Origin of the sequence: Rickettsia endosymbiont of Ceutorhynchus obstrictus (assembly GCF_964026565.1) — a bacterium.
Classification (GTDB): domain Bacteria; phylum Pseudomonadota; class Alphaproteobacteria; order Rickettsiales; family Rickettsiaceae; genus Rickettsia.
Window position 1 is genome coordinate 339506 of the sequence record NZ_OZ032162.1, and the last position, 21987, is coordinate 361492.

Genomic DNA, 21987 nt, shown 5'->3' on the forward strand with positions numbered 1-21987 from the left:
TCAAAAATACTATTTTTAACCTTAATTTTTTTAACTTCGGACAGTTATGGCCTTTAGCTAGAATGACATACTGCTGCTTTTATCGAGCCATGCAACAACGCCCAATGACGGTTTTTATAAGGATTTCGACCCATGCAACAACGCCCAAACTTTCTGAATTTAGCTGTATAAAAATTATTTGTTACCAAATGAAGATACTAACTTATTAATTAATGATTCCACATTAATGGCCGGCTGAGTATATTTTATTTGATCATTGGCGGCAAGGTTTTCGTCTTCGCTACCGGGAGTGATAGAAATATATTTCCCGCCGAGTAATCCGCTAGTAACCACCGATGCTCTTGAATCTTTAGGCAATTTTATATCATCATTTATACTTAAATATACTAGAGCAAAAAAATTATTCGGGTCTAAGGTAATTTCTTTTACCACACCTATTTTTATACCGGCGACCATTACGTCGCTTCCCATAACTATCCCCTCGACGCTTTGAAAGCTAGCGGTTACTTGATATCCGTTAGAGTTATTTAAAGAACTGCCGGTTTTATAAGCAAAAGTTAAAAATAATACTGCAATAATTAGTACCGTAAAACCGACCATAGTTTCTATAATATTTTGTTTCATTGTTTTAATTCGTTATTTTGTATTTAAAAATTTACTATGGTTTCCATCTATTATAGCTAGAATTTACTATTTTATCCTCAGCGGCAGTATTAAGTATATGATTTTTTTGCCATGGAAAGTTATTAATATGCGGCACTTCATTAATCATATGATGTAGCCAAGCATGCCACATGGGAGGAATTTTTGCAGGTTCACTTTCTCCTTTATAAACAATAAATCTTTTATTACGCCCTAGATAATTAGGCTTTTTGCTTTCATAATATTTATTAAAAAGCGCATCTTCTCCAACTTTTTTATAAAAAAAAGAGATAAAAAAACTATTCATCCTTGAACTATTCATTTTGAGCATTTGAGCATCTTTATAGCTAGTTCTTTTCCTTTCACGGCTAGTTTATCGGCGATAATATTACCTTGATTATCGGCATGTCCTTTTACCCATTTCCAGATAATAGTATGCTTATCGAGTTCGGCGTATAAATTTTGCCATAAATCGGCATTTTTAACTAGTTCATTGTTGTTTTTGTACCAGTTATTTTTTATCCATTTATAAATCCATTCGGTAATTCCCTGCTGGAGGTATTTACTATCGGTATGGATTTCAACAAAACACGATTTTTTCAACGACTTTAATGCTTCAATTGCGGCTTTCATCTCCATGCGATTATTAGTTGTATGTAACTCATAACCGGTTATTTCTTTATTAAGACCGTTAAATTGTAGTAAAGCTCCCCATCCTCCGGGACCGGGATTGCCTGAGCAAGCGCCATCGGTGTAGATAATTACGTGTGATTTATCTTTTGTCATTTACTAAAGGTTTAGTTACTTTGGCTTAGAGGGCTTAGCTTTTGAAGAATTCCGAAATTTATCTAAAATTATTACATTCGGTGATAAATTAGTTTCGTCATCATCTTTATTTCTTTCTTCTAAAAGTTGTTTTTTTATTTTTAATATTTCGTTTTGAGAATTATTATATGAATTTAGCTGCTGATTAAATGTTAAACTATAATTATTACTAGAATCAACAAAGCTAATAAGTGAATTAAACGGTATATAAATTGCCTCTTTTATTCCGTCAAAACTAACCGTTAAAGAAAATCCTTCATCTTTTACTAGCAAATTTTCAAATTGATGTTGCAAAACTATCGTTATTTCTTTCGGATAGAGTTGTTTCACTTTAAGCGGCAATACTACTAACGGGTTATCGGTTCTATATGAGATATATATTAGTTGATCCCAATATAAATTTTCGCTTTGAATTCTTGTAAGAATTTTTTTTACGAATTCTAACATAGATTCATTAAGAAATTTTTGATATTTAATATTCATATTTTAAATTAAGAATTTAAATTAGCTAAGTATACTGCAAGAAGATGTTGCCCGCATGGATCGGATTTTTGAGGTCATTCCCGCCTAGGCAAGGCGTTGTTGCATGGCTAATAATTTACCGTATTAATTATGGTTATTATAAGTACGGTGTCATACCGTGGCTTGACCCACTACTGTACGAACGTTGAAAAAAGGTTGTGTCATGCCGTGACTTGATCACGGCATCCAGGAAAATAAAGCCATATTAGACTTATTTTAGAATCTTTTTATGATATTATAAGCTGGACTGAAGTGGTCGTAGCCACGGAATGACAGAATTTTTACCTCTTTATTTAAACGTTCGTACAGTAGTGGGCTTGACCACGGTATCCAGAAAAATCTTAATAAAAAGACTGGATGCCGTGGTCAAGCCACGACATGACACCGGAACACTTTGCAAAAATTCGAGCCATGCAACAATGCTTTCTCGCAATGACGGTTTTCTTCTCTCCTATATAACTACTATAACTGTCGGTATATGGGGCTTTTTCTGTTGCCCGGTAAAACCCCAAACCGCGCAAGTTTAAGCTACAGCTAAAGCTGGGCTACTTGCGAAACGTTGATTATTATTTGCGTTTCTTTTGTTTGACCCAAACGGCAAAAGCCCGGCGGAATCATCCCGAGTAAAAGCAATTTTTTTATTAAGTACGTCGATCCTATTTCGCCCCCATAAATATACTACTTATAAATGGTGAGTTGTCATACTATGGCTTGTACCTGCGTTGTTGCATGGATCATAATTTACCGTATTATGGTTATTACAAGTACGATGTCATGCCGTGGCTTGACCACGGCATCCAGAAAAATCTTAGTAAAAAGACTGGATACCGTGGTCAAGCCCTCTAGTGTACGAACGTTTAAATAAAGAGGTAAAAATTCTGTCATTCCGTGGCTACGACCACGGAATCCAGCTTATAATATCATAAAAAGACTCTAAAATAAGTCTAATATGGCTTTATTTTCCTGGATGCCGTGATCAAGTCACGGCATGACACAGCCTTTTTTCAACGTTCGTACAGTAGTGGGTCAAGCCACGGTATGACACCGGCTTGCTTTGCAAAAATTCGAGCCATGCAACAAAGCTAGTCAAGTCACTAGGTGACACTTCCCAATTTTTAAAATACAAGCAGTATTTGCATTATATATTATTTCTGGTGGAAGCGCCGGGTACCGCCCCCGGGTCCGCAACTTCTATTCTAAATTACGTTTATTACTATAGCTATTACTAGCCCTACTATTATGCCTTAATTTTAATAAAATGTAAAGTTTACTTTTAAGAATCCTAGATTTATGTTTAAAATACTTTTATACTTTATACCAATGTCCGAAATTAAATGTACGGAAGTAATTTTGAATTCGACTCGCGTCCTCACCTATTAAGTTATAGGCTGCGGGTACTCGCCAATCAAATTACTTCCGTACAGTTTAATTTGGGAATTGGTATAACACATACATTAATAATAAAAACATTTTATGCTCCCAAGAATCGGAATTATAGCCGGCAAAGGTTTGTTACCTTTTTCAATAGCTGATAGCTACACAAAACAAGGCGGCGATTGTTATATAGCAGCATTAGAGGGTGAAGCTAACTTAAAATTAATCGAAAATTTTAAATATAAGACTTTTAAAATCGGTATGGCTGGTGCAGTAATTGAATATTTCCGGCAGAGTAACGTACAAAATTTAATTTTTGCCGGCGGTATTAATCGACCTAATATACGGTCTGTAGGAGTAGATAGAACCGGTAGCGTATTACTTGCTAGAATATTAAAACAGAAATTTTTAGGAGATGATAACGTTTTACGTATAATTGCTAATTTTTTTGAGGAAAGAGGTTTTAAGATAATTGCTAGTAATGAAATATTTAAAAATCATGATTTTGGAAGCGATGTTATAACAACTTTGTATCCTTCTGCTTCCGATATGATTGATATCGAACTCGGTATAAAAGTGCTGGAAAGTTTAAGTGACATGGATGTCGGTCAGTCGGTTATAATGGAAGATGGTTATGTGCTTGGTATTGAGGCAGCAGAAGGAACGGATAATTTAATAATTAGATGCGCCTCTTTACGCAAAAAAACTAAAGGAGGCGTACTAGTTAAAATTATGAAGCTCGGACAGGATAATAGAATGGATATCCCGACTATCGGTCCTGATACTATACTAAATCTTGCTAAATATAATTATAACGGTATAGCAATCGAAGATACGGTCATTATTATTGATCAGGAGCTTACTGTAAAACTTGCTAATAAACATAAAATTTTTATAATTAAGGCAAAATGTTAGCAATAGGCATCACGGGTAGTTACGCATCGGGAAAAACATTTGTTGTAGATTACTTAGCAAGTAAGGGGTATAAAACTTTTTCCGCCGATGAATGTGTAAAAAATTTGTATAAAAACATAGAAATACAAAACCAAATTTTAAACTTATTGCCTAGTTTAAAAATATTTGATCGAACAGAAATTAGTACATTAATTTATAATGACGATAAGGCCCGACAAAAATTACAGGATTTTATTTATCCGCTTTTAATAAAAGAATTAATCTTTTTTAAACAACAAAATAAAATTGCTGAATTTATTTTTGCAGAAATCCCTCTACTTTTTGAAGCCAATTTTAAAATATATTTCGATTTCGTAGTAACAATATTTTGCTCGGAAGAAACAAGAATAAAGCGCGCAATCGGTCGCCCGTCATTTGATCCGCAAATTTATAAAAAAATAGAAAAAATCCAATTATCTCAGGAAGATAAAATAACAAGAGCAGATTTTGCTATAAATAGTGACTGTGATATGTTAAAGTTAGAAAAACAAATAATGCAATTAATAAAGAAATTAGAGTGTCACAAGTAAGAGAAGTAATTTTAGATACCGAAACTACAGGCTTAGAGCCGCGAGACGGTCACCGGATCGTAGAAATCGGCGCTATCGAAATGATCAATAAAGTATTAACCGGCAAGCATTTTCATTTTTACATCAATCCTGAACGTAACATGCCGACGGAAGCATATAGGATACACGGTATCTCCGGAGAATTTCTTAAAGATAAACCGATTTTTCGAGATATTGCCGATGATTTTTTAGAATTTATTGCAGATAGCAAACTTGTCATTCATAATGCGCCTTTTGATATAAAATTTATTAATCACGAATTATCTTTTCTCAAAAAATCTACAGTTAAGCCCTTAGAGCTTTCAAGTGCTATCGATACCCTCATTATGGCAAGAAACATGTTCCCGGGAAAAGGTGCTAGCCTTGATGCCTTGTGTAAGAGATTTAAAGTTGATAATTCTTCTCGTCAATTACACGGTGCTTTGAAAGATGCAGCTTTACTTGCCGAGGTATATGTCGAATTAACGGGAGGCAGGCAAGCCGCCTTTAATCTCACTAAAGAGATATCTATAACAAATAGGTTAACAGTGAGTCCACTAAGTCATTCGGTAAACCGTACTAAAATAGTTGCACCCACTAAAGAAGAATTAAAAAAACATAAAGATTTTTTAGCTACAATTCTCTCCCCCGCTGCTGCTTCATAGGGCTTTGTTGCATGGCTACCAGAATCGTCATTGCGAGGAGGCATTTATGCCGACGCGGCAATCAAGTATAAACATATTTTTATACTAAACTTGTTTGTGAGCGTTCACGCCAATTTTAGTAAATGGCAGAAAGGGTTAATGCCTTGGAGTTTAGAAGTAGCATAAAGTGACTTAATCCTTTCTAAGAATCTGTCGCCCCTTAGAGGCTATCAGTAAATAAGTGTTAACAAATCAGTTTATTAAGGTGAGCGTTCACGGATATAAATAAATAAAAATAAAAGTTGAAAAAGGTTATAGAATTGTATAGAAATAGATAGGACAAGAATAAGTAGCAGCATCAATGAATAATGTTCTATCCGATCGAATTATAGAGTTAGAAAAGCTAGTAGAATTACTAGAAGTAACCAATCAACGGCTTTTACAAGAAAATAAAGAATTAAAGATTAAGCTAATAGAGTTGGAAGATAGGCTAAATAAGAATTCTAGCAACTCTGGTCTTCCTAGCTCTAAAGATATATACCGGATAGAGAAGAAGACTAGACCAAAGAGTGATAAAAATCCCGGGGGACAAGCAGGTCATAAATATAACGCTTATCAAATAAAAACGTCAGATATCAATGTTGATATTATGCCCGATGAAGAGATTTGTAAGTGCGGTGGTTCATTGTTATTAGAAGAAAAATATAGAACCCATCAAAAAATAGAAATTCCTGTTATCAAACCTGTTGTTACGGAATATAGGTTGTATAGGAAAGTATGCTCTTTATGTAATAGAAGATATAAAGCAAAACTAGATAATTACCGATTATTAGGGAAGAACGCTGAAAGTATAATTAGTTCTTTAAGTGGATTCTTTAATAATAGTAAGAGAGAAGTACAATCAATATTAAACCAAATATTTAACCTTGATATTAGTCTTGGCTTGATCTCAAATACGGAGAACAGAATATCAGTTAAGTTAGAAGATAAATATAATGAATTATTGAATAAAATTGAAGAAAGCAGTTACCTTCATTTAGACGAGACAAGTTCTAGTAATAAAGGTAGTAAACATTGGTGCTGGGTAGCTACGAACAAAGCTTTTACGGTATTTAAGCTAGCTAATTCAAGAGGACAAAAGATATTAGAAAGTTTTTTACCTGAATATGAAGGGAAAATAATAAGCGATAGATATGCGGCTTATAATATGTTTGACAGCAGCAATCGTCAAATATGTTTAGCTCATTTGCGTAGAGATTTTAAAAGATTCGCTCATAGTCACAATGCCTCTCTTGCTAAAATTGGTTCAGACCTTCTTTGCGTAACTGATACGATATTTAGGCTTTATAATTTACATAAAGAAAATAAGTTAGATAAACCTCGATATTTAACAGTAATGCAGAAAATTAAAAAGATTATGCTGTATTACTTGCAAGATGTCGCTAATACTGAATACTTACAAGCCCAAAGAGTAGCAAATAATATACTAAAATCATTCGATATGATATGGCTCTTTTTAGATGATTCACAAATAGAGCTAACTAATAACTTGGCAGAACGACAGATAAAGCATTTTGTTAAATATCGAAAGAATTCTTTTTTTACATGGTCACTAAGGGGCGACAGATTCTTAGAAAGGATTAAGTCACTTTATGCTACTTCTAAACTCCAAGGCATTAACCCTTTCTGCCATTTACTAAAATTGGCGTGAACGCTCACTTATTAAGCATTAACCGAATCATAGCAATATAAATCTGATTAGTAGCAGATTTGACAGTATGTTCGTAATGTTTACTTAACCTTCTGAAATTATTTAACCAACCAAAAGTACGCTCTACTATCCATCTAATCGGTAAGATTTCAAATTTTTCTGATTTTCTCTTTACTACAGATAACAATGATTTTGTATTCAAAAAACACCAATTTTGTAAATTACCACTATAGCCTCCATCTGCAAAAAATCTTTCAATTGATGGATATTTATTCTTTGCTACAAGCAAGCTTTCTTTAGCACCGTCCCTATCTTGTATACTTGCTGAATGTACATTAACAGCTAGTAATAAACCATTTGCATCTGTTACTATATGACGCTTTATTCCTTTTATCTTTTTACCGGCATCATACCCTTTTACTTCACTTCTTTGCGTATTCTTAATTGATTGCGAATCAATTATTCCAATTCTCGGATTTGCTTTTTTTCCCCATTGATTCTAGGCATCTTGAAACCAGTTCTTCATTTATCTTTTGCCATAATCCTCTACGATTCCATTTATTATAATATTCATTAACTATTTTATAATTTGGATATTCTTTTGGTAAATATTGCCACTGACACCCTGTACGGCTCTGATAAAATATTGCATTTACTATTGATCTTCTATCTATTTTTATTTTCCTGCCTTTCTTCTTATAGGCAAAATATTCTTTTATTATTTCCCACTCTTCATCCCGTAATTCACTTGGATAGCTCATAGTTCTTTTGCTTTTTTGCTACCTTATATAACATTTCTTCTTCTATTTTTCTACTCTTTATTCTTTAATTTTTATTTACTGATAGGCTCTAAAGAAGATTTAGTATTTATTGATGAATCCGGCATAGAAGATAACGCGTGCTTAGAATATGGTTATAGTCTAAAAGGTAAAAGATGTTACGACAAGAAAATTTACCAACACAAAACAAGAGTGAGTATGGTAGCAGGGCTTTGTAATGGCAAAATAATAGCGCCGGTAGTTTTTGAAGGGACTTGTGATACTCTAATTTTTAAGGCTTATATTGAAGATTTTTTGATCAAAGAGTTAAAGCAAGGTCAAGTAGTTGTGATGGATAATATTAATTTCCATAAAAATTCTAAGGTCAAAGAGCTAATAGAATCTGTAGGTTGTAGTATTTTATTTTTACCTACTTATTCTCCTGATTTAAACCCAATTGAGAATTATTGGTTTAAATTAAAAAACCAAATTAGAAAAACCGCAAAAGATTTTGAACATTTTTTTGACGCTGTTTGTTATAACATGTCAATATCTTAGTTAATTATGCTGTACCATAAGGCAGGAATTGATCCAGCCACTTTATGCTCAAGTGGAACAATTGTATAAAATCTTTTGTATGGGGAAAAAAGTCTTTGTTCTTTTATAAGTCTTTGAACCATAGACAATAGTGATTTACGAGAGGCATAAGCTTTAGTTGGAATTTCATCAAGGCTAAAACTATATTTTCCTCTCATCTGAAGAAATGCAATAAATTCTGGTAATGATAATTCAGTATTTTCCATACCAAGTAATATATCATAAAAGATAGTTTAAGCAATTAAAAATGCCTATTAATTATGATTTGATACTATTAGGATACCATTCAGAGAGTATTTTTTTAACTGTGTCATAGTAAAAAAGTCACTGTTTAAAATTTAGTCTATCCGGGAAGAAAATATCGAGTTGTGATATAGTCAAAGCCCAGTTTTGCAGAGGCTGACTCCATTTAGCAGTTATCTGTTTTATAGCACAAAAAACTAGCTTAAATAAAGCATTTTCTGAAGTAAAAGCTCCCTTGGTTTTGGTATATTTTCGTATCTGCCTATGGAATCCTTCCACTACATTAGTCGTATAAATTAGCCTCCTGATGTCGCTAGAATACTTAAAATAAGTAGATAAATTTCCCCAATTTTGTTGCCAAGATTTTATTACCATTGGGTATTTATTGCCCCATTTTTCATCCAATCTTAACAAGTTATATTCAGCTAAATCCTTTGTTTCCGCTTTGTAAATTGTCTTTAAATCAGCCATAAATTCTTTTTGGTTCTTACTTGCTACATACCTTAAAGAATTACGAATTTGATGTATAACACAAAGTTGTACTTCAGCCTCAGGAAAACAAGCATTTATTGCCTCAGGAAAACCCTTTAATCCATCAACACAGGCAATCAAAATATCCTTTACTCCTCTTGCTTTTAAATCATTTAATACTGATAACCAAAAGTGCGATGCTTCGCTTTCACAGCTATAAAACCCCAATATATCCTTATGTCCAAATTCGTTTATACCCATTACATTATATAACACTTTAGTACTTACCTTACCGTCCTGCCTTGCTTTAAAAAACATTGCATCTAAAAATAATATTGGATAAACAGATTCAAGCGGTCTATTACGCCACTCGGTTATTTGCGGTAATAACCTATCTGTTATCGCTGCAATGGTACTTGTTGATACGTCTACTCCATATATTTCCTGTAAATGAGCGGTAATATCATCATAGCTTGTGCCTAAACCATAAAGGGCTAATATCTTATTATCTAATTCTTCGTTTAATATTGTTTGACGCTTCTTAATGATTTGCGGTTCAAAACTCGAATTGCGATCCCTTGGTACTTCTAAATCAAATGAACCGCTACCGCTTCGAATTCTCTTACTGCTTATTCCATTACGCCTGTTCCCGCCTTCTTCTAAGCTATTCTCCTGAAGATGAGCAGACATCTCTCCTTGTAATGCTACTTTGGTTAAATCTTTTACCAAGTTTGTAAGTAAACCTTGATTCCCAAGTAATGGCTTCCCTTGATATATACCTTTTATTATTTCTTCTAATGCTCCGTTTTGTATCGATGGCAGCACTTTTACTTGCTGCTCTATCCTTTCTAATTTTCTTTCTTCTGTCATTGTCAAACCTTTTTTTATCTGTATTTTTTATTTATTCTAAATACTTTTTTTCAGTTTGACACAGTTTTTTAAACACTACCACAGATCTTTAGAATTAGCAAAAAAACACCTTGGGCAAGATTCTTCTTATTCTATTAGAATAAATACTAAACTAATAGAAAGCCATAATGACTAAGTTAGCTTCTATCTAATTAAAAGATACACCATCAATTTGATATTGCAAAGCTACTTCTTTACCACAAAAAGCCATAGCAATTTTGATAACTTTCTGAACATGGCTATGTTCTTTTATTTTAGTATCGTATTGTAGATTGTTAATTTGAGCAAGCCCTGATTCTGCAACCAACTCCAAATCTTCCTCTTTTTTTGCTATTTTATATTCTATAATAATCGCATTAGTCCCTAGGTTAAACCGAGATATTAATATATGATCACATCTTCCATAACCTGATTCCCTATTTGATTCTATCATGTACCTAGACGCAAGAGGCGATATTATCCCGCCTATTAAATTATGATAATCTTTCTCATTGATTAGATCGTGATAACTAGTTGAGTTTAATAAATATTCTTGAAATCTTATCTTAAAATTGTCTATTTTACCTTCTACTAACAAATTGATGAAACTATCATAATCGCTAACATCAATATTTAATTTTCTAGATACCCATTTTATTACTCTTGCAACATAAATTCCTCTTATTTCTCGATTCGGAATTGTTAAAAGGTAGCTAGGTTCTTCATTATCATTATTTGTTAAGATAGGATTTAAGTAACCTGCAAATACTAATAAACTATAAAATGTATTTTTATCGTTCTCTATTTCTTCAAAAGATATTTGCTTATATAATTTCTTAGTTATTCCCTTTCCTTCTAATAACTGCTGTAAATCTTCCTGTATTTCATCTGACAATAACACTTTATCAATAAGCCCTGTACCACCGCTATCTAGCCAATAATGATCAAGTGTTCCTTCGCTAGATAAGCAAAGCATTATTGACCATGGATTATAGATTATTTCACCGCCAAAATTATAACCGTTATACCAATCCTTGATTTTTTCCGGTTCTGTCTTTGTAGGGACTTTTGTCAATAGCTCATCAACTTCTTTTTGTGTAAAACCATAGAATTTAGAAAATGGCTTATCAAGTAATGTATATTCACGAACATTATTCAAATCTGAGAATAAATTAGCTTTAGCTACACGGAGTATTCCTGTTATAACTCCTTTTTCTAAATAAGGATTACTCTTTAGGCTGCTACCAAGAATACCACGAAATAGTTTTAATACATTATTAAACTCTTCTTGTTTATTACCAAATTCTACATAAGCACTATTAATTGGCGTATCATATTCATCAATTAGAATATACACTTTTTGGTTAAAGTGCTTGAATAGTAACTCACATAAAAAACGTAAACCATCTTTTATATCTTCTAGTGTAAGTTCTCCATTAAAATATCTCTCTAACTGTTTTTTTTGTACATTATCTAATAAATCATTATCGTTTATGATATAATACTTTTTTAAATAACGCTGATTAATGAATAAGTTTATTATCTGTTTTTCTATTCCTTTCTCAATTTCTTGATAACTACTACCTTTAACATCTTTTAAATTAAGTAGTATTACAGGAAATTGACCTTGTTGATCCATAGCATATTTTTCATTGCTAATTTTCAAAGGCTTTAATATTTTGTTTCCTTTAATTCCTAAATCAACCTCACCGCCAATAAAAAGCTTATGATTTACTTTATCCTCTTCAAATAAAACGACTCCATTCTCATCGGCTTCAATTTCAAAAAACTTCTGAAGCATACTCATATTTAGGCTTTTGCCCCAGCGTCTTGGTCTGGTAATCAAAATTACCTCTCCACTATCCTCCAGTAATTCATTGATCATTAAGCTCTTATCAACAAATATATCGCTATTTAGCAATAAGGTCTTAAAATCGTCTGTTCCAGTCCTCATTCTAGGTAACTTATTACCTTGCATAAACCTAATCTTTTTTTATTATTAAGTAGTTATTATAAATCATTTTGCTATTTATAAATATATAATTTAAACTTAAATTTAGCAAATTACTCCTTTTCAAAACATACTTTATTTTAAGAATTCGAGGGTGCTTGTCAATTTTTGTCAAAAATTTTATATATTATTATTTGTTATTTCTAATCTCTTAAAATAATAAAGTCCATATTTATACCCTAAAAGTACCGGAAAAATAATTAGTAATAAACCTAGGCTGCTCCAATAATTAGTCGCAATAATACTACCAAAAAAAGCAATTATATACATTAAAGTTCTAGCTAAATTAAAGATCAAATTAATTTGCTTATAACGCTGAAAAACCGAAAAGCTTCCGTAAAATATAGCAAATGCAGGAAACGATGTAGGAGCTAATAAACAAATAAATATTTGAAAAACTGCTAGCTCGTAAGGGGTTGAAATATAATTTGATCCAACACAAAAAATTGGAATAAAAATGCTAAATATAATTAGCTTTATTTGCAATAATCTTAGAGGCTTTATCCTATTAGCTAAACAAGTAATTATTACCACACCTAGAAACTCAATTATACTAATAATCAAATTATGAAATATTATTCGCTTAAAAGTATAGCTAAATAGATTCTTTAGAATATTCCCGCTATAAATATAAATTATATAAAACCATAATGGAGTAGCCCATTCAATTAAAAAATAAGCTATAGAGGTTTTCTTATTAACTATATTATTTTTTAGTAAATTATGTACTGCTTGGGAATTATCGTATTGTTTTACTTTTTTTTCTATTTCCGTAATTTCTAATCGTTGTTTAGAAACCATATTTAAAACGTTTCGTATTTCTCTTAATTTAATTCTTGCCGGTCTTCCGATAAAAGCAATCATTGCTCCTAACAAAAAAATTACACACCAATCAGGAAGAAAATAATTTGCAAAAGAAATTATTGCTAAAACAAATATACCGCCAAACATGCCGAAAATTAGCATTAATGCTACAATTTTATTACTAAACGGTAATGGTATCATTTCTGATAAAAATAATTCTGCTTCTATAGTTTGTCCTATTCCAAATATACCTTGTAAAATATAGCATATTGTTATTATTAAAAGTTGCTTTTATTCCTATTTCATCGTATGAAAGTAAAATTACAATCGTCATACATGAAGCAATTATAGCAATTGTTCTGATATCATAAAATGATTTAATACCTAATCTATCCTTTATTTTATTAGACAATAAAACACCTAAAGGTTTAACTAAATATATCGAACTAATTACTATAGCTAGATAAACTTCTACAAGCTTAAAATTAGTTTTTGAGAAAAAAATTTCATTTAAAAATGAAGCTGTATAAATATATAATAATAAATCAAAATATTCTAAGAAATTACCTATACATAATAAACTTATGATTTCTAGTTAATTTTATGTTATTCATTCAGAAAGAGCTTAGATAAAGAATAAAAAAATGCGAATTTATTTTTTTCCGGTAAAAGGAAATTCTATCCATATTCCATCATCAAAATCATCTTCATCGTCTTCATCATTATATTCTCTAATAAGCTTTGCATTTGGAGGAATCTCACCTATTAGTTTTTTTATTTCTTCTATTTGGTTTAAAATGTTTTGAAAATTTATATCTGTATTTTTTCCAAAACCTAATATTCTTGTTTCTAATGAATTCATAAAAATATTCTCCGTGTATTTACTTAATATTATATTTCTTTGGTGCTTTAGGTATGCCTTAAGTAAGAGCCTAAGTTACCTAAAGCATGATCTGTTAATCTCTAGACTTTTGGTATGATCTAGAAGAAAAACTAACTAAAAAGCATGATGCAAAATAATAAGGTAATATTATATGGGATAAAGCTAGTAGAGTACTTGAATGAAGATTGTATTGTTTTAAAACAAAATATACTTATACCTAAGGTATATTTTGGTATAATTATAATCTTGCCTTTTTTAAAGCATTTTGATATGTTCATAAATCGTACTATGTCTTATCCACATTACATTAAACCGGTAAATATATTAACTTTGGTCGGTGAAATATTTATCGGTTTTTTTATAGTTTGTTAAGTTTGCACTGTTAAGGTTATTATTATTTTGTAAAAATATAAAGAGGCTTGTTTATATTTTTACTTTATATATAAAATATATTGTTTATATATAAACAAGTCAACAGGTTATTTATTTTTATGACAAATTTAAAGACTAAAATTAATAAGATTATGACTCAAAGGAAGATAAGTGCTACGGATATTGAAAAAGCCACGGGATTAAGCAGGAATACTGTTACTAGCATACTAAACGGTAATTCCAAAAATCCAGGTATTTTAACTATTCAACAACTTGCAAAAGCTTTAAACGTTAAAGTAGAATCCTTAATTTCTGATGAAAAAGAAGTTCAATTAGATATTTTAGAACCTAATCAAATAAAGCTATTTGCTGAAGTTACAACTCTTATTGCAAATATTATTTTAGAGAAAAATGTACGTTTATCTATGCATAAAATTAGTTCTATTGTACAAGAAGTTTATGACTGTGCATTTAAAGGTAAGTCATTAGAAGTTCAAAAACATTTTGCAGAATATTTAATTGATAACCACATGTAGAATGCATTTTAGTATATTATTATGATTTACTAACTATAGTAATTTTCTATTGATTAGTTTTACTTTCTATATACGCTCTTCTCTTGGTTAAATGCATATCATGTGCGTCACAATACTTAAACATTTCAATTGTATTAGGGTTTTTTAAACCGAATTCCATAACTTGCGACTCGCCAAAAGCTTTATACATAAGTGTGTCTTTGTTCGTGCAAGCAACTTTTGCTCCTTTAAGATTTAAATCACTTACTTGTGCAACGTTCTTACGATTTTTTCTATATAAATTAAAATATATACTTTGAGCTTTCATATAACTTTCTAGAGCATTTTCAAGCTGATACATAGCAGCTAATATATCCCCTTGTACAACATATGCATGAGCTATCCTAGGGTTAGTTACAATAGGCATTTGCCCTTCTGCAAAATTTTTATCATTATTTTTAAAAATTTCTATTGACTTATTTATATATTCCAAAGCTTGGTTTTTTTCACCTAAACCAAATAAAGCCCATGCTTTTTGGGTATATATTCTGCCAAATATTTGGTTTGTTTCCTTTTTAACACGCTTTTGCATATTATATACTTGCTCTATTTGTGTTAAAGAATCTTTATAATGTTCCAAAGTATTTAATGCTTCAACTTTTACCAAATAATCTCCTGTAAGAAGTAACGCATCAGGAGATAATCCATTTAAAATAGCAGCTTGAATAGATTGATTAATTTGATCCAACGCTTCATTATATTTTCCCTCTATTAAAAATAATCTTGCTTTAGAGTGAAACAATATTGTTTGATCAGAACTATCAACTAATTTATCATCTAATTTTTTTTCAATAATTTTAATATTTTCTTGAGCTTCCTGCACATTACCTACTGAAATATATGCAAGTGTTAACCCATAAATTACATTAACTTTATATGTTTCATAACCTTTAATATCATTATATGCTTCTTTAGATTTAATAAAATATTCTATGGCTTTTTTATAATTAGCAGATTTGCTATAATACCATCCTATCATATTTAAATAACCGGCATATACTCTCTTTTCCTCACTATTCATTAACCATAATTTATATTTTCCTTTGTTATCATTATCCTCAAACCAATTAACCAATTTTTTTCCACCATCTAAATCGTAATAATTATCACATTGTACTAATTGTTGTAATTTTAATTCCGTCAATTTGTATAAATTTAAATTATATTTATCAGCATTTTTTAGCATTATTTCAATATTCTCAGGTACAGTTTTAGCGTTTCTATACATAAAACCTTTTAATAAGCTTTTCGGTTTAGCCTCTAAAAACTTAGTAACTAAATCTTCTAAATATTTACTATTATTTACACTATTTTGTTCTAATATTTTCAAAGCAATAACGTCATGCATTTCAAAAACAGGATTATCCTCACTAGAGTCTATATTTGTTATTAAGGCAAATTTTGATAATTGGAAAATATCATCATCAAGAGTGCTTTTGTTATCGGTAATAATATCAAGTAGATCTTTTGAAAAGCTTTGCGTATTTAACAAAGCTATTTTATTTAGAAGCTGCTTGGCAGATAGTTCTAATTGCTCGGTTACTAACGATATATTTAAGTTTATTTTGTCATTAGATTTTTGTATTTTATTTTTATATTCTTCTTTCTTTAAGCCAGGAACATTATTTAATATTTGAGCTCCTTGTACTATTAATACCGGATAGCCTTTAAACTCCTGCACAAGGAATTCTATTAAGCTATTATCCTTTTCTTCTAAAATAGCGTTAGCAAGTTCAACGGTTTCCTGTCTTTTAAAAGGTGTAACCTTTACTATATAAGGTAATAATTCGCTATCCTGTGAACAAAATATGACATTACCGTTATGCTCCCAATTAATAAATTCTTCTATCTTTTTGTTCTCACCTGCTTTCAGATTATCAAATACTAATAACCACTTATCATTTTGTCCTAAATATTCGATTAATTCTTTTTTTACAGTTGAGGCTTCTTCAGATATTATAGGCTGTTCTTCTGCTTTATTAATTGCTTTTGCAAGTTTTAAAAATTCATCGTTAATATTTAAATTACAATCAATAAACCAAATTAAATTATACTCATCTTTATTTTCATAAGCATACATTCTAGCAAGCTGTGTTTTACCCATGCCGCTAATGCCCACAATACTTGTTTGCCTATATTTATCTAAATTAGTCTTAATTTGATTTAATTGCTGGACATGGTTAATAAAATAACTTACCGGTGCAACAATGTTGTTTGCTTTAGGTTGGGCAAATAGATTGAGAGGTGTAATAAATACTAGAAGTAATAATAAAAATTTTCTCATTTCTTTCTCTTGAAATTATTATTAATTAATTAGTTAGCTGTTAATACATTTTATATTTAATGTCAAATAATTTTAATCAACTAATCAAGAAAGAGCTTAATTTTCTTATTATTATGGGAGGTAATTATAAATAATTCATTATATTTTTTTATTCTTGTTTATCCCAGTCAGCTAAATATATGAGATTATCTCCGTTATACTTTTCTACTTTATTTTTTTTCATTGTTTTCTCGCTTATTTCTATAATATTTGATTTATCATAACCTACTTTATAATTAAAACCGTGTAACTTTAGTAGCTTAAATACTTGTTCTATACTTAATATAAAAGGATTAGGATGTGTTCTTGCAAATTCGTTTGATATTTGAAATAAGTCTTTTTCCTTTTCTATAGGTACACCGCTATAGCTAAAGTTAAACACCAACTTACCTACCATATTAGTTATAACTAAATTGATATTATGTTTACCGGTAGAAAATTGCTTTTTGAGGAGAAAGAAGAGATAACTTATTATACTATATATAATTTGATAAAATGCTGCTATAGAAGAAAAGTGTACTTGTTTTTCAAGACATAATATGCTAAAGGAAATATTCTCATCTTCTTTTTCAAACCTACCAATAAAAATTTTAGTTAACTTTTGTACATTAACTTCTTCCTGAGTAAGCGGATTATATAAAGCGATAGAGCAATGTAATTTTTCTTGCAAATACTGCTTTTTAAAACTTATAACGTTATCCTTTTTATTAAGCAAATTATTTTCACTTAAAAACATTACCTTAGCTGCTTCTTGCCTAAACAAATAGTTAATCTCAGCATCTTGTGTTTTACTTAAATCACGATCCCAAAGCTTTATCATCCATAGTTTTTCAAAATTTTTAATCGCAGTTTCATGATTTTTAACTGCAATATCATATTTACCTTTATACTCTCTATCATACTTCTTTAGTAAAGCACTGTATAAATAGCATAGAACAATAAAACTAAACGATAAGAAAGCGATCATAAACCAAAAAGGTTTCATTATGTCTTTTACTACTTGTTTCCAGTAATTATTATCGATACTAGTACTTATTAATAATTTATTATCTTGATTTAAATAATATATTTTCTCTATTTCGTAATTTTCAGAAATAGAGTTTGAATAAAGTAAACTGTTATTTAGTTCTATTTTGAAATTATTAAAGTTAGGTATAGATTGCTCTAATAATGATTGAAATTTATGTAACCTATAATTTATACATTTTTCATTTTCACAAATTTTAATATAATTATTATTTAAAGAGATATGAGAAGTTTTTAAATTAGTATTTAATTTAAAAGTTAATGTTTGAAGTTTATTTAAACTAGTTTCTAATATTAACTTATAATTGTTATCTAAAAATAAAGATTTTGTATTTGTTATTTTTTGATCATAATAGTTAAAAAGTAATAACCCTATAACAAAATAACCAATAGCAATAGAGATAATAGTGGGAAATTTAATCCTTTGTACTTCAGATAAAAATTTAAAAAAATTGGAATACATTATTTTAAACTTATTTTTGGCATATATTAATGAGTACAGCACTTATTCTTTTATAAATCTTAAGTTAAATTATAGAAAGGAAAACTTGTACTAAAAAGAATTATAATTTTTCAATTAAAAGTCAATAGGAAATTTTGTAGTATATGAAAAAAGAATGAAGAGGATTAGAGGGATCAACATCATTAAAAATATTTATATTTTCCACTAAAAGTTCTGAAGTTAATATTTGATCTTTAGAATACTTGGTTGCATTAATCCTACAAATATTAGCATATTTGCATAAAATACTCTTTTAAATTGTGAAGTATCAATAGAAACGCTACAAAAAATAATTTTAAAAAAAGAGAGGATGTAGTAGATTATGTGGAATTGTGGGTAACTTGAAAAGTTATCCATCAAATCCACATAATACAAAACAATGATCAGTAAACTTCGTAAAATTAAAGCTCGTACTACTTGGATACAAACATATGAACAATTAGGTTCAATTAGTAAAACCGCAAGACGTTGTGGTATTCCTAGGTTATAACCCTATATCGTTGGATCACAAGGTATAAAACGCAAGGATTAGAAGGTTTAACAGATAAGTCACAAAGACCAAATAAGCTAGGTAAGTTAAAGGTTACTGCAGATATAGAAGAACTTTAGGTCCGCGTAATAAGTTTACGCCAGAAGCATAAATATTACACTAGTACGCAACCATAATATTAACTTATCACCATCTACTATTTGGCAACTTTTAAAAAAGCATAATATACCAGCAATAAAGAGATATAGAAAACGTGATGATTATAAAAGGTATAATAGACCAATTCCAGGCGATAGAGTGAGAGTATTTTTTTAACTGTGTCATAGTAAAAAAGTCACTGTTTAAAATTTAGTCTATCCGGGAAGAAAATATCGAGTTGTGATATAGTCAAAGCCCAGTTTTGCAGAGGCTGACTCCATTTAGCAGTTATCTGTTTTATAGCACAAAAAACTAGCTTAAATAAAGCATTTTCTGAAGTAAAAGCTCCCTTGGTTTTGGTATATTTTCGTATCTGCCTATGGAATCCTTCCACTACATTAGTCGTATAAATTAGCCTCCTGATGTCGCTAGAATACTTAAAATAAGTAGATAAATTTCCCCAATTTTGTTGCCAAGATTTTATTACCATTGGGTATTTATTGCCCCATTTTTCATCCAATCTTAACAAGTTATATTCAGCTAAATCCTTTGTTTCCGCTTTGTAAATTGTCTTTAAATCAGCCATAAATTCTTTTTGGTTCTTACTTGCTACATACCTTAAAGAATTACGAATTTGATGTATAACACAAAGTTGTACTTCAGCCTCAGGAAAACAAGCATTTATTGCCTCAGGAAAACCCTTTAATCCATCAACACAGGCAATCAAAATATCCTTTACTCCTCTTGCTTTTAAATCATTTAATACTGATAACCAAAAGTGCGATGCTTCGCTTTCACAGCTATAAAACCCCAATATATCCTTATGTCCAAATTCGTTTATACCCATTACATTATATAACACTTTAGTACTTACCTTACCGTCCTGCCTTGCTTTAAAAAACATTGCATCTAAAAATAATATTGGATAAACAGATTCAAGCGGTCTATTACGCCACTCGGTTATTTGCGGTAATAACCTATCTGTTATCGCTGCAATGGTACTTGTTGATACGTCTACTCCATATATTTCCTGTAAATGAGCGGTAATATCATCATAGCTTGTGCCTAAACCATAAAGGGCTAATATCTTATTATCTAATTCTTCGTTTAATATTGTTTGACGCTTCTTAATGATTTGCGGTTCAAAACTCGAATTGCGATCCCTTGGTACTTCTAAATCAAATGAACCGCTACCGCTTCGAATTCTCTTACTGCTTATTCCATTACGCCTGTTCCCGCCTTCTTCTAAGCTATTCTCCTGAAGATGAGCAGACATCTCTCCTTGTAATGCTACTTTGGTTAAATCTTTTACCAAGTTTGTAAGTAAACCTTGATTCCCAAGTAATGGCTTCCCTTGATATATACCTTTTATTATTTCTTCTAATGCTCCGTTTTGTATCGATGGCAGCACTTTTACTTGCTGCTCTATCCTTTCTAATTTTCTTTCTTCTGTCATTGTCAAACCTTTTTTTATCTGTATTTTTTATTTATTCTAAATACTTTTTTTCAGTTTGACACAGTTTTTTAAACACTACCGATAGAGTACAAATTGATGTAACCAAAATCCGTAAAATTTTAATTATGTCTTTCAAGAAGAATTAATGCAGCATTTTATAAAATTTAGACCTATTAAACCTAGAAGCCCCCACTTGAATAGAAAAGTAGAGCGGTCACAGCAAACGGATAAAGTAGAATTTTACAATCTTTTAAATTTAAAAGACTCTAAGCTTGAATTGACCAAGCTCTTAGCTGAATGAGAATATTTTTATAACCATAAAAGATTGCATTCAGCTTTAGAAGGTAAAACACCTTGGGGAAAATTTGAAGAATTAGAATCTAAAATACCTATTCAGCCAGAGGTAACCGGAAATTATTGGGACAGTAATGAAAAGATTTTACCTCGTTCTTCTAAATTCCTAAAATGGCAAAATAAATTGTCTCTAAAGAAAGCTCTACATTATTCTTTTTAAGATGCTCAGCATCTCTAATAAATTTTTCTTTTTCCAAAAACTCTATTAATTCTTTCATATTTTTCGCTACAGTTAAAAATTTTTATATTACTCCAATTTACATAAATGCACTATCCACACCCAATATAATTGCATCATAATTTATATTTTGGTAGTCTATCACTTCATTAAGCTGATCTGCTAAATCTATAATATTTCCTTTAGTAATTTTACTTTTACTTAAAAGTTCCTGCATATAATTTGTTATTTGTTCTATGCCGGCCTTATATATTAGAGCTTCACCTTTATATGCTACATTTTTTATTATATCTTGCATCATTGGTTTATCATTATCATTAATAGTTTTACTATCAACTATTTTAGTATTTATATCTTCTACTATTGTTTGAAATATATTTTGCTCCTCTCTGAAGCTTTTATTTCTTTGTAGATAACCTTCAATTATTTCTGTGTTTTCATGATCTATATTATTTTCTCCTAAATCTAAATCTGTAATATTAATATTTTTTTGCAGAGCCTCAATAACTGCTCTCGCTCCTTCATTGCTTATATTATTCATTGCGAGATCAAGATATATTAAACTAGTATTTGTTTTCAGGAGTTCAGCTATTAATCTTGCTCCTTCATCCCCCATCTTATTATTGTGAAGGTCAAGATACAAAAGTAATGGAATGGACCTCCCTATATACAGAATCAATAACAGTAGTTATAGTTCT

Annotated in this window: 25 protein-coding genes, 1 other RNA gene and 1 pseudogene; 10 read left to right on the forward strand and 17 right to left on the reverse strand. The window is 30.3% G+C overall.

Annotation, left to right across the window (positions count from 1 at the left end; genetic code table 11):
* Positions 1 to 53: 53 nt before the first annotated feature.
* From AAGD64_RS02100 to AAGD64_RS02120, 5 genes are read right to left on the reverse strand one after another with little or no spacing between them, the layout of a single operon-like run.
* A complete protein-coding gene (locus AAGD64_RS02100) occupies positions 54 to 188 on the reverse strand; it encodes a hypothetical protein (RefSeq protein WP_341793671.1) in 135 nt (44 codons plus the stop codon).
* Positions 175 to 624 carry an outer membrane lipid asymmetry maintenance protein MlaD gene (mlaD, locus tag AAGD64_RS02105; RefSeq protein WP_253307993.1) on the reverse strand — a complete coding sequence of 150 codons (450 nt, stop codon included), beginning with the start codon at positions 622 to 624 and terminating at the stop codon, positions 175 to 177. Before mlaD ends, AAGD64_RS02100 begins: the two co-directional genes overlap by 14 nt.
* A 34-nt stretch (positions 625 to 658) precedes the next feature.
* Positions 659 to 949, reverse strand: a complete 291-nt coding sequence (locus tag AAGD64_RS02110; protein WP_253307992.1) for an NADH-ubiquinone oxidoreductase subunit NDUFA12 family protein — start codon at positions 947 to 949, stop codon at positions 659 to 661.
* An 11-nt stretch (positions 950 to 960) separates the two neighbouring features.
* Positions 961 to 1428, reverse strand: a complete 468-nt coding sequence (rnhA, locus tag AAGD64_RS02115; protein WP_253307991.1) for a ribonuclease HI — start codon at positions 1426 to 1428, stop codon at positions 961 to 963.
* Between the two features lie 15 nt (positions 1429 to 1443).
* The gene (locus tag AAGD64_RS02120; RefSeq protein ID WP_253307990.1) at positions 1444 to 1950 is read right to left on the reverse strand and encodes a ClpXP protease specificity-enhancing factor SspB; all 507 of its coding nucleotides are present in this window, start codon (positions 1948 to 1950) and stop codon (positions 1444 to 1446) included.
* Positions 1951 to 1997: 47 nt separating this feature from the next.
* Between AAGD64_RS02120 and AAGD64_RS02125 the strand changes: the two genes are divergently transcribed.
* Complete coding sequence (locus AAGD64_RS02125) at positions 1998 to 2138, forward strand: hypothetical protein (protein WP_341793672.1); 141 nt, start codon at positions 1998 to 2000, stop codon at positions 2136 to 2138.
* A 120-nt stretch (positions 2139 to 2258) separates the two neighbouring features.
* On the forward strand, positions 2259 to 2516 hold the full coding sequence (locus AAGD64_RS02130; protein ID WP_341793673.1) for a hypothetical protein: 258 nt from the start codon (positions 2259 to 2261) through the stop codon (positions 2514 to 2516).
* On the opposite strand, the gene ssrA is transcribed toward AAGD64_RS02130, so the two are convergent.
* Positions 2468 to 3258, reverse strand: a transfer-messenger RNA (tmRNA) gene (ssrA, locus tag AAGD64_RS02135). The genes AAGD64_RS02130 and ssrA overlap by 49 nt on opposite strands.
* Positions 3259 to 3462: 204 nt before the next feature.
* Between ssrA and AAGD64_RS02140 the strand changes: the two genes are divergently transcribed.
* From AAGD64_RS02140 to tnpC, 4 genes are all read left to right on the forward strand, one after another.
* Positions 3463 to 4278 carry an LpxI family protein gene (locus tag AAGD64_RS02140; protein ID WP_341793674.1) on the forward strand — a complete coding sequence of 272 codons (816 nt, stop codon included), beginning with the start codon at positions 3463 to 3465 and terminating at the stop codon, positions 4276 to 4278.
* Positions 4272 to 4847: a dephospho-CoA kinase gene (gene coaE, locus AAGD64_RS02145; RefSeq protein WP_253307988.1), complete on the forward strand. Its 576-nt coding sequence runs from the start codon at positions 4272 to 4274 to the stop codon at positions 4845 to 4847. The genes AAGD64_RS02140 and coaE overlap by 7 nt, the downstream gene beginning before the upstream one ends.
* Entirely contained in the window at positions 4835 to 5530 is a 696-nt protein-coding gene (gene dnaQ / locus AAGD64_RS02150; RefSeq protein ID WP_253307987.1) for a DNA polymerase III subunit epsilon, read from the forward strand. The genes coaE and dnaQ overlap by 13 nt, the downstream gene beginning before the upstream one ends.
* Positions 5531 to 5870: 340 nt before the next feature.
* Complete coding sequence (gene tnpC / locus AAGD64_RS02155; RefSeq protein ID WP_341793675.1) at positions 5871 to 7220, forward strand: IS66 family transposase; 1350 nt, start codon at positions 5871 to 5873, stop codon at positions 7218 to 7220.
* Between the two features lie 4 nt (positions 7221 to 7224).
* On the opposite strand, the gene AAGD64_RS02160 is transcribed toward tnpC, so the two are convergent.
* On the reverse strand, positions 7225 to 7689 hold the full coding sequence (locus AAGD64_RS02160) for an IS5 family transposase (RefSeq protein ID WP_341794133.1): 465 nt from the start codon (positions 7687 to 7689) through the stop codon (positions 7225 to 7227).
* Positions 7676 to 7981, reverse strand: coding sequence for a transposase (locus AAGD64_RS02165; RefSeq protein ID WP_341793676.1), 306 nt, complete (start codon positions 7979 to 7981; stop codon positions 7676 to 7678). The genes AAGD64_RS02160 and AAGD64_RS02165 overlap by 14 nt, the downstream gene beginning before the upstream one ends.
* An 87-nt stretch (positions 7982 to 8068) precedes the next feature.
* On the opposite strand from AAGD64_RS02165, the pseudogene AAGD64_RS02170 reads away from it, so the two are divergent.
* Positions 8069 to 8536: pseudogene (locus AAGD64_RS02170) on the forward strand (IS630 family transposase); the annotation flags it as partial.
* Here the strand turns inward: AAGD64_RS02170 and AAGD64_RS02175 are convergent.
* From AAGD64_RS02175 to AAGD64_RS02195, 5 genes are all read right to left on the reverse strand, one after another.
* Positions 8533 to 8781, reverse strand: a complete 249-nt coding sequence (locus AAGD64_RS02175) for a hypothetical protein (RefSeq protein ID WP_341793677.1) — start codon at positions 8779 to 8781, stop codon at positions 8533 to 8535. The pseudogene AAGD64_RS02170 and the gene AAGD64_RS02175 overlap by 4 nt on opposite strands.
* Before the next feature lie 118 nt (positions 8782 to 8899).
* Positions 8900 to 10159: an IS256 family transposase gene (locus AAGD64_RS02180; RefSeq protein ID WP_341793331.1), complete on the reverse strand. Its 1260-nt coding sequence runs from the start codon at positions 10157 to 10159 to the stop codon at positions 8900 to 8902.
* 187 nt (positions 10160 to 10346) lie between these two features.
* The gene (locus AAGD64_RS02185) at positions 10347 to 12155 is read right to left on the reverse strand and encodes an AAA family ATPase (protein WP_341793678.1); all 1809 of its coding nucleotides are present in this window, start codon (positions 12153 to 12155) and stop codon (positions 10347 to 10349) included.
* Positions 12156 to 12308: 153 nt separating this feature from the next.
* The gene (locus AAGD64_RS02190) at positions 12309 to 13139 is read right to left on the reverse strand and encodes a hypothetical protein (protein WP_341793679.1); all 831 of its coding nucleotides are present in this window, start codon (positions 13137 to 13139) and stop codon (positions 12309 to 12311) included.
* Between the two features lie 505 nt (positions 13140 to 13644).
* Positions 13645 to 13854 (reverse strand): hypothetical protein, encoded by a 210-nt coding sequence (locus AAGD64_RS02195; RefSeq protein WP_341793680.1) that lies wholly within the window; start codon positions 13852 to 13854, stop codon positions 13645 to 13647.
* A gap of 144 nt (positions 13855 to 13998) precedes the next feature.
* Between AAGD64_RS02195 and AAGD64_RS02200 the strand changes: the two genes are divergently transcribed.
* Both AAGD64_RS02200 and AAGD64_RS02205 read left to right on the forward strand, forming a co-directional pair.
* Positions 13999 to 14247: a hypothetical protein gene (locus AAGD64_RS02200; RefSeq protein WP_341793681.1), complete on the forward strand. Its 249-nt coding sequence runs from the start codon at positions 13999 to 14001 to the stop codon at positions 14245 to 14247.
* A 152-nt stretch (positions 14248 to 14399) separates the two neighbouring features.
* Positions 14400 to 14783 carry a helix-turn-helix transcriptional regulator gene (locus AAGD64_RS02205; RefSeq protein WP_341793682.1) on the forward strand — a complete coding sequence of 128 codons (384 nt, stop codon included), beginning with the start codon at positions 14400 to 14402 and terminating at the stop codon, positions 14781 to 14783.
* A gap of 46 nt (positions 14784 to 14829) precedes the next feature.
* Here AAGD64_RS02205 and AAGD64_RS02210 read toward each other — a convergent pair whose 3' ends face one another.
* Together AAGD64_RS02210 and AAGD64_RS02215 are read right to left on the reverse strand one after the other, a co-directional pair.
* On the reverse strand, positions 14830 to 17106 hold the full coding sequence (locus tag AAGD64_RS02210) for a tetratricopeptide repeat protein (protein ID WP_341793683.1): 2277 nt from the start codon (positions 17104 to 17106) through the stop codon (positions 14830 to 14832).
* Positions 17107 to 17254: 148 nt separating this feature from the next.
* On the reverse strand, positions 17255 to 18634 hold the full coding sequence (locus AAGD64_RS02215) for a hypothetical protein (RefSeq protein WP_341793684.1): 1380 nt from the start codon (positions 18632 to 18634) through the stop codon (positions 17255 to 17257).
* 543 nt (positions 18635 to 19177) lie between these two features.
* Here AAGD64_RS02215 and AAGD64_RS10555 point away from each other — a divergent pair.
* On the forward strand, positions 19178 to 19282 hold the full coding sequence (locus AAGD64_RS10555; protein ID WP_410526085.1) for a hypothetical protein: 105 nt from the start codon (positions 19178 to 19180) through the stop codon (positions 19280 to 19282).
* A gap of 215 nt (positions 19283 to 19497) precedes the next feature.
* On the opposite strand, the gene AAGD64_RS02220 is transcribed toward AAGD64_RS10555, so the two are convergent.
* Positions 19498 to 20757, reverse strand: a complete 1260-nt coding sequence (locus tag AAGD64_RS02220) for an IS256 family transposase (RefSeq protein ID WP_341793331.1) — start codon at positions 20755 to 20757, stop codon at positions 19498 to 19500.
* A 611-nt stretch (positions 20758 to 21368) separates the two neighbouring features.
* Positions 21369 to 21968 (reverse strand): hypothetical protein, encoded by a 600-nt coding sequence (locus tag AAGD64_RS02225; protein WP_341793685.1) that lies wholly within the window; start codon positions 21966 to 21968, stop codon positions 21369 to 21371.
* Positions 21969 to 21987: the final 19 nt, after the last annotated feature.